General features: G+C 63.9%; 8 protein-coding genes. 7 read left to right on the forward strand and 1 reads right to left on the reverse strand.

The genetic code is table 11. From position 1 onward, the window contains the following. The first annotated feature begins 11 nt into the window (after nt 1–11). The 5 genes from JD971_RS03425 to JD971_RS03445 are packed head-to-tail and all read left to right on the forward strand — an operon-like array spanning nt 12 to nt 5,606. Nucleotides 12–1,649: a type II and III secretion system protein family protein gene (locus JD971_RS03425; RefSeq protein WP_202085949.1), complete on the forward strand. Its 1,638-nt coding sequence runs from the start codon at nt 12–14 to the stop codon at nt 1,647–1,649. Between the two features lie 23 nt (nt 1,650–1,672). Then, nucleotides 1,673–2,347, forward strand: coding sequence for a CpaD family pilus assembly protein (locus JD971_RS03430; RefSeq protein WP_202085951.1), 675 nt, complete (start codon nt 1,673–1,675; stop codon nt 2,345–2,347). Beyond that, nucleotides 2,344–3,612 (forward strand): pilus assembly protein CpaE, encoded by a 1,269-nt coding sequence (locus tag JD971_RS03435; protein ID WP_202085953.1) that lies wholly within the window; start codon nt 2,344–2,346, stop codon nt 3,610–3,612. Before JD971_RS03430 ends, JD971_RS03435 begins: the two co-directional genes overlap by 4 nt. A gap of 22 nt (nt 3,613–3,634) precedes the next feature. Then, the gene (locus JD971_RS03440) at nt 3,635–4,603 is read left to right on the forward strand and encodes a type II secretion system F family protein (RefSeq protein WP_202085955.1); all 969 of its coding nucleotides are present in this window, start codon (nt 3,635–3,637) and stop codon (nt 4,601–4,603) included. A gap of 13 nt (nt 4,604–4,616) precedes the next feature. Beyond that, nucleotides 4,617–5,606, forward strand: a complete 990-nt coding sequence (locus JD971_RS03445) for a type II secretion system F family protein (protein ID WP_202085957.1) — start codon at nt 4,617–4,619, stop codon at nt 5,604–5,606. A 28-nt stretch (nt 5,607–5,634) separates the two neighbouring features. Here JD971_RS03445 and JD971_RS03450 read toward each other — a convergent pair whose 3' ends face one another. Next, nucleotides 5,635–6,093, reverse strand: a complete 459-nt coding sequence (locus tag JD971_RS03450) for a MarR family winged helix-turn-helix transcriptional regulator (protein ID WP_202085959.1) — start codon at nt 6,091–6,093, stop codon at nt 5,635–5,637. A gap of 427 nt (nt 6,094–6,520) precedes the next feature. Here JD971_RS03450 and JD971_RS03455 point away from each other — a divergent pair, with 427 nt between their 5' ends. Both JD971_RS03455 and JD971_RS03460 read left to right on the forward strand, forming a co-directional pair. Continuing rightward, nucleotides 6,521–9,640, forward strand: coding sequence for a TonB-dependent receptor (locus tag JD971_RS03455; protein ID WP_202085961.1), 3,120 nt, complete (start codon nt 6,521–6,523; stop codon nt 9,638–9,640). 120 nt (nt 9,641–9,760) lie between these two features. After that, a complete protein-coding gene (locus JD971_RS03460; protein ID WP_202085963.1) occupies nt 9,761–12,685 on the forward strand; it encodes a sulfotransferase in 2,925 nt (974 codons plus the stop codon). Nucleotides 12,686–12,736 lie beyond the last annotated feature (51 nt).

A 12,736-nucleotide genomic window follows, 5' to 3' on the forward strand; every position in this document is an offset into this window, starting at 1 on the left:
AGAACGGGATCATGATCAGGCAGACACAATCGAAGACTGCGTTCGCGAAACGCCTGTTCGCAGGGGTTGCCCTTGCCGCGACCGCGCTCGCCCCTGCGGGACCGGGTATGGGCGGCACGGGCGGCATGGCACGGGCGCAAAGCGTGACCGCGCCGGCGGGCGAGATCGTCCTGTCCATCGGGCGGGGACAGCTGGTGAATGTCGCGGGACAGATGACGGATATCTTCATCGCCAATGACGCGATCGCGGATGTGAAAGTGAAATCCCGCAACCAGCTCTACGTCTTTGGCAAGGCGGGCGGCGAAACCACCGTCTATGCCTCGAACGCGGCCTACGATATCGTGTGGTCTGCCAATGTGCGGGTCGGCTCCAATATCGACAGCATCGACCAGATGCTCGGGCTGGCCATGCCCGAGGCGCGGATCGCGACGGCCACGATGAACAACATGGTGCTGTTGACAGGGACGGTCGCGTCGCCCGGCGATGCGGCGGAGGCGGAGCGGCTCGTCGCGGCCTTCGTCGGCGATGGCGTCAACGTCATCAGCCGCCTGAAAACCGCCACGCCCTTGCAGGTCAGCCTGCATGTCCGCTTTGCCGAGGTCAGCCGTTCGCTGGTCCGCGAGATGGCGTCGAATCTCGTCACCCGGGACACGACCGGCGGGTTTCAGTTCGGGGTTCAGCGCGGCAGCAACAATGCCGGCTGCGAGATCGTCGATGCCTTCAGCTTCGACCGTTTTCCCAGGGTCGACGCATCGGCCATGTATAATCTTCCCGAAGGTTCGATCAGCCTGCCGTTCGACCCCACGACCGGGCAATTTGTCGTGAACGGCACGCGGTTCAGTTCGCCGGGCAATCAATCCGAGCAGACCGCGCTCAACCTGGCGGGCAAGCTGCTCGGCATCGACGTCAATCTGGGCCTCGACCTGGCGGAACGGGTCGGGTTGATCACCACGCTGTCGCAACCGAACCTGACCGCGCTTTCCGGCGAGACGGCCACCTTCCTTGCCGGCGGCGAATATCCCATCCCGATCAGCCAGGGTCTGGGCGCGACGAGCGTGCAATATCGCGAATATGGGGTCAGCCTGTCCTATTCGCCGACCGTGCTCGCCAACGGACGCATCTCGCTTCGCGTGCGGCCCGAAGTGTCGGAACTGTCCTCCCAGGGGGCCATCACCATCGAAGGGTTCCAGATTCCCGCGCTCACCACGCGGCGGGCGGAAACGACGGTCGAACTTGGGTCCGGGCAAAGCTTCATGATCGCGGGCCTGCTGTCCAACAATTCGCGGCAGACACTGGAAAAAACGCCGGGTGCCGGCGACCTTCCCATCATCGGAAGCCTGTTCCGCTCCACCGATTTCCGGCGCGGGGAGACCGAGCTGGTCATCGTGGTCACGCCCTATCTGGTCGAGCCGGTCGATGCGAAGGACATCGTCCTGCCCACCGACGGCTATCGCGCGCCCGACGAGTTGCAGCGCATTCTCGGCAATATGCAGACCGACGGCGTGTCGGCCGGCGTAACGGGGAGCGAACGCCCCATGCCGCGCAGCGAGCCGGCCCCGGCCTTGCGCGCCGATGGTGGCGCAGTGGCGCCGCCCGCCGGTCCGTACGCGACCGAAACGGGCGATCCCGCCCCCGGCTTTTCGTTTTGAAGGGTGACCCACGCATGATGCCCATGACCACGCCCCGCCGCCCGGCCCGACGCCTGCGCACCCTGACCTTCCCGCTCTGCATCGCGCTTGTCGCGGGGCTTTCCGGCTGTATCGGCGGAGTGCCGCACAATCGCTCGCTCTATTCCGTGAAACAGCCCGTGGTCACCGCGCAAACGCATGTCCTCGACCTGCAAACGATGGCGTATGGCCTGCCCCAGTCCGAACAGGCCCGGCTTGACGAATGGCTCGAAGCGATGGATTTCGGCTATGGGGACAGGATCGCGGTCGACGGTGCCATCGGCGACGATGCCATCGCCCAGATCGCGGCACTGGTCGAACAGCGGGGCATGATGCTGTCGGCGAACGCGCCCGTCACGCAAGGCGCGCTGCCGCCGGGGGTCGTGCGCGTCGTGCTGACCCGCGCTACCGCCGCGGTGCCGGGTTGCCCGGACTGGTCCGCCGATTCCGATGCGAACCCCTATAACGCGACCTATCCCAATTTCGGGTGCGCGATAAACGGCAACATGGCCGTGATGATCGCCGATCCGCAAGATCTGCTGCGCGGGCAACGGGCCGGCGGGGGGACCGATATCATGACCGCGGCCAAGCCGATCGAGAGCTATCGCGAACAGCCGCCCAGTTCGCAGCGCGGCCTGATCGGCGCGCAAACCGCCAGCCAGGGAGGGAACCAGCAATGAGCGCGTCCACAGGCAACAAGTCAGATCGCGACAGCTTTGCCGCCTATGTCTGCGACCAGCCCACGATGGACATCGTGCGCACGGTGATTTCGGATCTCAACATTTCGGAGGACAACATCAATCTGGGCGGTCTGCGCAACGCGGTGCAGTCGCTTTCGGTGAGCGCGAGCCCGACGATCCTTCTCGTCGACCTGTCCGAATGCGCCGACCCGCTGTCCGATATCAACGCCCTGGCGGAGGTTTGCGAGCCGGGCACGATGGTCGTCGCGATGGGGCAGGTGAACGATGTCCGCCTCTACCGCGAACTTATCGCCAGCGGGATTCAGGATTACCTGCTCAAACCGCTATCGGAACAGATGCTGCGCGAGGCGATGGTGTCCGCGCTCGCCGTGTTCAACGCGCCTCGCAATTCGGCGGCGAACGGCGGCGGAACGGAACGCACCCATGTCAGCACGGCTGTCGTCGGTACGCGCGGCGGCGTCGGCGCCACCACGATCGCAAGTTCGCTCGCGTGGTTTTTCTCGGAGGAGCGGAAACTGCCGACGGCATTGCTCGATCTCGACGTCCATTTCGGGACCGGGGCGCTCGTCATGGATCTCGAACCGGGTCGTGGCCTCACCGATGCGATGGACAACCCGAGCCGGATCGACGGCCTGTTCATCGAACGCGCGATGGTGCGTGCCAATGAAAACCTCTCCGTCCTCTCCGCCGAGGCGGCGATCGGCACGCCGCTGATGACGGATGGCAGCGCCTTTGTCCGGTTGAGCGAGGAATTTCGTCAGGCCTTCGACATGACGGTCATCGATCTGCCGCGCAACATGCTCATCAATTTTCCGCATGTTCTGGCCGAAACGAATGCGTTCGTTCTCGTTACGGAACTGACGCTGGCATCCGCGCGCGATGCGATCCGCATCCTGTCCTGGGTGACCTCGAACGCGCAGCACGTGACCCCCTTCATCGTGTGCAACAAGATGCCCGCTTACCAGACCGAGATCACGCGCAAGGATTTCGAAGCCTCGATCGAACGCAAGATCGACATCGTCATCGCCGAAGACGCGAAGGCGGCCGTCAACGCGGCAAAGCAGGGCGAAACCTTCATCGAGGCCAACCGCAACAGCAAGGCAGGCGGCGCGATCGTCGATCTCGCGGACCGCATCTATGCGATGTCGGGCGGCGCAGAACCGGTGAGCGGAAAGTCGGAAAAGAGCGCGCTGAAGGGCATGTTCGACCTTCGCGCCCTTCTCGGCACAAAGCAGAAGGCATGATGCGGCGCGCGGGGGACAAGCCATGGGATTGATGCAGACGCTGATGATTGCGGGTGCGATGCTCGCCCTGTTGCTGCTCGGCTATTACGGCGTTTACGAGAACATGCGCGCGCGCAGCCAGACCAGGCGGCTGGACAAGATCCGCGCTCGCCACGCGCTCAATGAAAGCGCCAAGGTGGAGGCGCAGCTCAAAAAGGCGGTCGCCGCGCGCAAGCCGCGCCGCCGAAAGGGCGGTGCCGATTCCCGGCTCGATGCGCTCGCGCTTCGACTGGAGAGGACGGGCGACAAATGGTCGGTCTCCCAATATCTCTACATTTCGGCCGGGCTGACCGTCATCGTCGCGGCGCTGACCCTGTTGAAGACAGGGGCCGTTTTCCTCTCGGTGTTTGCAGGGCTGGCGATCGGGTTGGGGCTGCCCCACTGGATCGTGGGGTTCATGATCAAGCGCCGCCTCGATCAGTTCAACACCCGCTTTCCCGATGCGATCGAACTGCTCGTTCGCGGGCTCCGGTCCGGTTTGCCGGTCACTGAAACCATGGGTGTCGTCGCGCATGAAGTGCCCGGCCCCGTCGGCGCGGAATTTCGCGGTGTGGTCGACGGCGTAAAGGTGGGCCGCACGCTCGACGATGCGCTGCAGCAGACCGCGAACCGGCTCAACATCCCCGAATTTCAGTTTTTCTGCATCAGTCTCGCCATTCAGCGCGAGACGGGTGGCAATCTGGCCGAAACATTGTCCAACCTTGCCGAGGTGCTGCGCAAGCGCGCGCAGATGAAGCTGAAGATCAAGGCGATGAGTTCGGAATCGAAGGCCTCTGCCTATATCGTCGGCTCGCTGCCGTTCATCGTCTTCACGCTCGTCTATCTTCTGAACCCCGACTATCTGGGCGGATTTTTCGTCGACGACCGGCTCATCGTCGCGGGCATCATCGGTGCCGTGTGGATGAGCATCGGCGCGTTCATCATGTACAAGATGGTCAGTTTCGAGATCTGAGGGGGGACGCGGCATGATGAACCAGAGCGACGGCCCCACCCTTCTCGGCTTCGACGTGATCACGGTCGGCACGCTGCTGGTCGCGGTTGCGACCTTTGCCGTGATGCTCGCGATCTATGCCGCAGTGACCGTGCGCGACCCGATGGCGAAACGGGTCAAGTCGCTGAATGCCCGGCGCAACGAACTGAAGGCCGGGCTGACCGTGATGGCGCACCGGCGGCGCAGCGTGCGGCGCAACACGACCCATACCGACAAGGTGCGCCGGATCCTCGCCAAACTGCGCATGTTGCAGGACACGCAGATCAGCGAGATCGAGCAGAAGCTCATGCAGGCGGGCATCCGGCGCAAGGATCTGGCCTATGTCGTCATCGCCTTCCGGGTGATTGCGCCTGTCGTTCTCGGCCTGCTTGCCGCCTTCATCGTCTACTGGTCCGACACATTCCCCGAATGGGGCAGCTTCAAGCGGTTCATGCTCTTCGCGGCCGCGCTCGGCATCGGGTACAAGGCGCCCGACATCTACCTGAAGAACAGCATCACGAAGCGCACCGACGCCATCCGCAAGGGGCTTCCCGATGCGCTCGACCTGCTCGTCATCTGTGCCGAGGCCGGGTTGACGGTCGATTCCGCGTTTGGCCGCGTGGCGGGCGAACTCGGGCGCGCCTATCCCGAGCTCGCCGACGAATTTTCGCTGACCTCGATCGAATTGTCGTTCCTGTCCGAACGGCGCCAGGCGTTCGAAAACCTCGCCTATCGCGTCGATCTGGAGGCGATCCGCGGCGTCACCACCACCATGGTCCAGACCGAGCGCTACGGCACGCCGCTCGCCTCCGCGCTGCGCGTGCTTTCGGCGGAATTTCGTAACGAACGGATGATGCGGGCGGAGGAAAAGGCCGCACGCCTGCCGGCGATCATGACCGTGCCGCTGATCCTGTTCATCCTGCCGGTGCTGTTCATCGTCATTCTCGGCCCGGCGGCCTGCTCCATCTCGGACGCGATGCTTTAACGACGCGCCGGGTCCGGAACCCGGCGCGTCAATCGCGCTTTGCGCCGATCTCGCGCGCGCGGTCGAACAGCTTGCTCAGCGTGCGCAGCAGCGTCTCGCGCTCGCTCGCCGACAGCACATGGAGCAACGACGCCTCCATCTCCAGCGCGAGCGGCATGACCGCGTCGAAGATTTCGGTCCCCTCCTCCGTCAGTTCGAGAAGATGGGACCGGCCGTCGTTCGCATTGGGCCTGCGTTTGATGAGCGCACGGTCGCACAACACCTTGCACGCGCGATTGACTGCGACCTTGTCCATGAACGTCGCGGCGACTAGATCGCGCTGCGTCAACGCGCCCGCATCGCCCAGAATCGCCATGACGCGCCATTCGGATACCCTGAGCCCGAAGCGCCGACGATATTCGCGCGCAATATTGTCGCTGACCATGTTGGAGGTGACGGACAGGCGATAAGGCAGAAAGTCGGCAAGGCGGGACGAAAGCTGTTTCATAGCGTTTCCCTATCGCGCAAACGCCGCTTCGCCAAGCGTCGCTTCGCCATTTAGCTTAGTATGTTACGCGAATACCTGCCCGTGGCGCATTTAAATATCCGCAAACGACCCTCGCGACCGTCTTGTCTTTCGCCCGGCGCACCGCGACTCATGATCGAGCGACTTTACGCGCAAAACGCCCTTTGCCGCCTTGTACGACGGTTCCACGCCGATGCTCGGGATCCGTCGCGATCGCACGTGGACGGCAAAAAAGGATATACTGTTGCCCGATAACAACATGATGTGCGTAATCGTTGATTTTGTGACTTAATTAAATTGCAAAAAAATGACGGTCGGGGGAGCCTCTGAACTCTCCTTTAACGGCGCGAGCCGAGGGGTACGGATTCCTTGGGGGCATCCGATGTATGACATTAGAGGGACTGAACACATGAAAGCTTGGACTTTCCGCAAGCAGGCGCTTGCCACCGGTTCGGCGCTGCGCGCGATTGCGCTGATCGGCGCCGGAACCGCGGCGATCGGCGTGGCCACCGCGCCCGCCCATGCGCAGGATTTCACGCGCGGCTCGATCACGGGCATCGTCGTCGACGAGGCAGGCAACGCGGTGCAGGGCGCCAATGTCACGCTCACCTCGAACGAGCAGGGCTTCAACAACACTGCGGTCACCGATGCCGACGGTTCGTTCCGGATCAACGGCCTGCCGACCGGTTCCTACTCGATCACCGTCACGTCGCAGGGTGCCGTCGTCGTGCGTGATACCGGCGTGCGCGTCGTCGCCGGCCAGAACACCGCCTATCGCTACATTGCGGGTGAAAGCACGCTGGGCGAGGAAGTCGCGGGCGGCGAAGGTATCGTCGTCGTTGGTCGCCGTATCCAGGTGAACGATTTCGCCGCGACGCAGACGGGCGTGACCCTCGACGTCGAAGATCTTGCGCAGACCGTCCCCGTAGGCCGCGATCAGACCTCGCTCATCCTGCTGGCGCCGGGCACCACGCCGGGCGACGAAGGCTTTGGCAACCTGGCCTCGATCAACGGCGCGACCGTTGCCGAGAACCAGTATTACATCAACGGCCTCAACGTCACCGATTTCCGTAACCTGCTCGGCAGCTCGATCGTTCCGTTCGAGTTCTACCGTACCACCGACGTCAAGACGGGCGGCTATCAGGCGGAATACGGCCGTGCGCTGGGCGGCGTGATCTCTTCGATCACGAAATCCGGCTCCAACGAATTCGCCGGCGGCGCGGTCGTCGTGTACGAACCGCAGGGCCTGCGCAGCCAGACGCCCAACACTTTTGTCGATGCGGATTCCGATCCCGAGACCGAAGGCGACATCATCGGCAATCTGAACTCGCGCGATTACGACCAGTCGCTCGACGGCAACTTCTACCTGTCCGGTCCGATCATCAAGGATCGCCTGTTCTTCTACGGCCTTTACAACGCGCGCTATCGCGAAAATGCCGACACGTCGTTCTCGGGCGCGCGCACGACGACGATCCGCGACGACAGCCCGTTCTTCGGCGGCAAGCTCGACTTCGTGATCGCCGACGGCCATCGTCTCGAAGGCACCTATTTCCGCGACAAGGTGACGCGCGACATCATCTACACCGGCTTTGACACCGAAAACATGGTCGATGGCGAAGTGCAGGGCGGCCTGAGGCAGGAATTCGGCGGCGACAACTTCATCGGTACCTACTCTGGTCAATTTACCGACTGGCTGTCGATTTCCGGCTCCTATGGTCAGTACAATGACAATACGACGCAGGTCGCCAGCCCGAACAACGCCTATATCCTCAGCCGGATCGGCAGCACGCGTGTCGTAGGCGGCACGAGCACCGGGCGAAACAACGACGAGAGCAAGCGCGAATTCTACCGTGCCGACGCCGACATCTACGTCGACTTCCTTGGCGAGCACCACATCCGCGGCGGTTTCGATCTTGAAAAGCTGTCGGCTGGCGAGAACACGACCTATAACGGTACGGGCTATCGCTATGACGTGCGGTCCAACCTCGCGATCCGCTGGTACTACCTCAACGAAGGCGGGTTCAACACCGATCAGCGCGCCTTCTATCTTCAGGATTCGTGGTCGCTGCTCGACAATCGCGTGAACCTGCAGCTCGGCGTCCGTAATGACAGCTTCAAGAACTACGGCGTCACCGGCGCGAAATTCTATGATTCGGGCGATCTTTGGGCACCGCGCCTGGGCGCATCGTTCGACGTGTTCGGCGACGGCGCGACCAAGCTGAACGTTTTCTATGGTCAGTATTACCTGCCGATCGCGACGAACACGAACATCCGCCTCGGCGGTGCCGAGACCTATTATCAGCAGGTCGATTTCTACGGCACCTCGCAGGATCTGAACGGCGATGGTATTCCCGATCAGTATACGCTCGACGAAAATGGCGACATCGTCGGCTTCGATGCGAACTTCGGCGGGGGCGTCTGCCCCGAGGGCACGCCCAATGCAGGCGAAGTGTGTAACAACGTTTATAGCGATGGCACCGCCGGGCCGACCGACACGCTGGTGTCGCAGACCCTGAAGCCGAGCCGGACCGACGAATATATCATCGGTCTGGAGCACCGGATCGGCGATTGGCGCGCGTCCATCAACTACACCCGTCGCCGCCTGGCCTCGACGCTGGAGGACGCCGCGATCGATGCTGCGGTCAATTCCTATTGCGCCGACAACGGTATCGCGGGCTGCGAAGATGTATTCACTGGCTACCACCAGTACGTGCTGCTCAATCCGGGCGAAGACGTGACCGTGCGCCTCGACGGCGACTGCTCCATCGAAGGGCAGTGCGATGTCGTGACCCTCGATGCGGCATCGCTTGGCTATCCCGAAGCGGTACGCGATTACGACGCGGTGCAGTTCGAACTGGAGAAGGCGTATAACGGTCTCTACGGTTTCCGGTTCAACTACACCTACATGGACCTTCGCGGTAACTTCGAAGGTGCGGTGAAGTCGGACAACAACCAGACCGACGCCGGCCTGACGCAGGATTTCGACCAGCCGGGCTTCCTCGAAGGCGCGACGGGCCCCCTTGCCAACGGCCGCAAGCACACCTTCAAGCTCTACGGCAATGTCAGCCCGACCGAATGGCTCGACCTTGGCGCGAACATGACCGTGTCCAGCCCGCGCAAGTTCAGCTGTATCGGTAACTACTTCGATTCGAACAACTTCGCGGCGGGTTACGGTGCGGCATCCTACTACTGTACCCAGGACGGCGTCGGCGGCACCCCGGTCGAGAATTCGGGTGGCACGACGTCCTATCTCGTCCCCCGCGGTTCCGCGTTCGAATCCGAATGGAGCAAGAATGTCGATCTCAGCGTCACGTTCAAGCCATTCGCCAGCAACCGGAACATCCAGTTCCAGACCGCGGTCTTCAACGTGTTCAACTGGAAGCAGGAATCCGACTACAACGAATTCGGCGATTACGATCTCGACTATACGCCGAACGGCAACCCGAACTATGGCCGCGTGACCGCCTATCAGGCGCCGCGTGCGGTCCGGTTCACCATGTTCATGCGTTTCGGAGGCGACGCGAAATAAGCGTTTCCACCAAAGCGCCGGACACCGGACAAATGGAAAGGGGCGGCTTCGGCTGCCCCTTTTTATTGACCCGGCCTTGCGCCCCAGCCCATCATTCCTGTTCACCATGGACCATGCCCGATGCCATCCCCCGATGTGACAACCGCCGCCGCCGCGTTTCAGGCCGCCAATCGCGCCGACGACCGCCCGGCGCTGCTCGCCGCGGCGCGCGTGCTTGTGGAGCAGCGCGCACCGATCGGGCCGCAATGGAATTTCGCGGCGCAGGCGATCATGCGCTGCGGCGATCTCGATCTTGCCCTGCGCGCACTCGATTTGTGGCAGGATCAGGCCGCACCGCCCCATGCCGCCGTGCATGAGAAAGCCGTTCTCCTCGCGCAGTCGGGGCGTGAGGACGACGCGCTTGCCCTTGTCGCGCAGCTTCCCGAAACGCACCCCTCGCCCGTTGCCAATGCGTATCTGCGCGGGTCCATCGCCGCCAATCTGGGGCGCCGGGACGAGGCGGAACGCCATTATCGCCGTGCCGTGGCCGCCTTGCCCGTATCGGGTCGGTCATGGGTCGGGCTGGCGCAGCTCGACCGGCTCACCCCTTCGGACCGGGCCGCCATCCGCGCCCGGCTCGACGCCCCCGACGCAAACCGGATCGAAACGGTCGACCGTGCGGGCCTGCACCATGCGCTCGCCATCGCCGCCGATCGGGAGCAGGACCACGCGAAGGCCTTCGACCATTTCGACGCGGCAACCCGGATTCAGGCCGAGCTATACGCCTATACGGCGCGAGACGACGAGAATTCCGCGCGGACCGCCCGGATGTGGCACGCACCCGATATCGCCGACCATGCCATCGCCGGCCCCGCGCCGGAGCGGCAGCCGATTTTCGTTACCGGCCTCGCGCGAAGCGGCACTACGCTGGTTCAACAATTGCTTGCCGCGCATTCGCTGGTCGATGGCGGCCGGGAGCTTGGCCTTACCGTGCCTGTGGAGGCGATGACGGGCGGGTTCGCCCCCGCGGATTTCGACCGTTATCGCGCCCGTGGCGGCACGATGGAGGCGCTGCGCGACACCTATCTCCGCTTCGCCGGTCAACGCATTTCCGGCACCGGGCGCTTCGTCGACAAGACGCTCAACGCCAGCCGGGCGATCGGCCCGCTCGCGGCGATGTTTCCCGATGCGCCTTTTGTCTGGTTGCGCCGCGATCCGCTCGACAATGCGTGGTCCATCTATCGCGCGTGGTTTTCGAACAATGTGCTATCCGGATGGTCGCTTGCCGATATCGCGCACCACATGATGGTGGAGGATCGCATGCACGCCCACTGGGCCGATGTTCTCGGCGACCGGATGCTGACCGTGCCGTATGCCGATCTTGTCGAACATCCGGAGGAATGGACGCGCCGGATCACCAGCTTTTGCGGGCTGGAGTTTGAGCCCGGCCAGATGAACTTTCACCGCCGCGCCGGCGCGGTCAGCACGGCCAGCGCCCTGCAGGTGCGCGAACCCGTCAATCGCAAGGGTATCGGCGCGGCGGCTCCCTATCGCCGCTGGCTCGACCCGTTCATGCGCGTGTATCGCGCCCCACCCGTCGATACGCCGCCGGACCCCGCGACGCTGGTGGCCGGATTGAAGGACGGTCTCGCGCGGCAGGATATCCTCGCGATCAACCACGCGGCGAAGGGCCTGATCGCGGCGAAGGCCCCGATGGGCAATTCCTGGCGCGCCATCGCGCAGGCCTTGTTGCGCAATGGCGAGAAAACCGCCGCGCGGGATGCGATGCGCCTGCTGGAGGAGAACGGCGGCCATACGCGCGCGCTGCGGATCGAGCGGGCCGCATTCGTCGCCCGGTCCGGATTGCCGGAGGACGCGCGGCGGCTTCTGACCGAAGGCGCCGGCAATGCGCAGGACGCCTCCGCCTCGCTGCAATTTCTAATGGGATCGATCGCCACCAATCTCGGCGAAGCGGAGGAGGCCGCCGACCATTTCCGCCGTGCGGCAAGGATGCAGCCGGCATCGGGACAATGCTGGCTCGGCCTCGCGATGACGGGCGCCGCCGACGATGCCGACCATCGGGCGATGGAGGATGCGTCCGCCGCGCTCGCCCAGGCGCCGCCGGCCGAACGCTCGGCATGGCACTATGCGCTCGGCCACATGCGCCATCTTGCGGGCGAGCATGGGCGCACATTCGATGCCTTCGAAAAGGGTGCGGCCCATATGGCACCGCTGCGCCCGTTCGACCGGGAGGCCGATCGCGCCGATGCCCGCGCGGCGGTGGATGGCTGGGCCGAGGGGCTCCGCGACACGCGCGGGGCGGATCGGCGCAAACCGGTGCGCGACCCCGTGTTCGTGACGGGCCTGCCGCGGTCCGGGTCGACACTGGTGGAGCAGATCCTCGCCGCCCATTCCGCGGTCGCCGGCGGGGGCGAACTCGGGCTGCTTCGCCTGCTTGAGCAACGGATCGGGGGCAAGTCGTACGGCGCCTTCGCCCACTGGGAACGCGATGGCGGCCGGGTCGACGATCTTGTCGCGCATTACGATCATCTCCTGAACGAAAGCGTGACGCGGGACGGGCGCGTTATCGACAAGACTCTGTCGACCTCCCGCCATCTCGGGCTCGTGGCGATGGTATTGCCCGATGCGCCGGTCGTTTGGGTGCGGCGCGATCCGCTCGACAATGCGTGGTCGGCCTATCGCACATGGTTTGTCGAGGGCGTCGCGTGGAGCTGGAACCAGGCCGATATCGCGGCGCACATGGCGTGCGAGGATGCGCTCCACGATCACTGGCAAGACGTTCTGGGCGACAGGATGCTGACCATTGCATACGAAACGCTGGTCGCCGATCCCGCGACCGAGATCGGCCGTATCCTCGATCATTGCGGGCTCACGCGGGAGGCTGCGTGCTTTGCCCCGCACGAAACGAAGCGCAGCGTCATCACCGCCAGCGCGATGCAGGTGCGCGCACCGATCAACCGCCGCGGCATCGGCGTCGCCGAACCCTATCGCGTCCGACTCGCCCCGTTCGAAGCGGCCCGGCGCAGCAACGACAGCCCTCTTTAAATTATTGTGAAACTTTTTCCGCTTTCGCACTGTCTCCCACGGCAAGACCGC

This window comes from Croceicoccus sp. YJ47, from assembly GCF_016745095.1.
Taxonomy (GTDB): domain Bacteria; phylum Pseudomonadota; class Alphaproteobacteria; order Sphingomonadales; family Sphingomonadaceae; genus Croceicoccus.

Coding starts and splice junctions, on each gene's coding strand:
- JD971_RS03425 (WP_202085949.1), top strand. CDS start 12: ATGATCAGGCAGACACAATCGAAGACTGCGTTCGCGAAACGCCTGTTC.
- JD971_RS03430 (WP_202085951.1), top strand. CDS start 1,673: ATGACCACGCCCCGCCGCCCGGCCCGACGCCTGCGCACCCTGACCTTC.
- JD971_RS03435 (WP_202085953.1), top strand. CDS start 2,344: ATGAGCGCGTCCACAGGCAACAAGTCAGATCGCGACAGCTTTGCCGCC.
- JD971_RS03440 (WP_202085955.1), top strand. CDS start 3,635: ATGGGATTGATGCAGACGCTGATGATTGCGGGTGCGATGCTCGCCCTG.
- JD971_RS03445 (WP_202085957.1), top strand. CDS start 4,617: ATGATGAACCAGAGCGACGGCCCCACCCTTCTCGGCTTCGACGTGATC.
- JD971_RS03450 (WP_202085959.1), bottom strand. CDS start 6,093: ATGAAACAGCTTTCGTCCCGCCTTGCCGACTTTCTGCCTTATCGCCTG.
- JD971_RS03455 (WP_202085961.1), top strand. CDS start 6,521: ATGAAAGCTTGGACTTTCCGCAAGCAGGCGCTTGCCACCGGTTCGGCG.
- JD971_RS03460 (WP_202085963.1), top strand. CDS start 9,761: ATGCCATCCCCCGATGTGACAACCGCCGCCGCCGCGTTTCAGGCCGCC.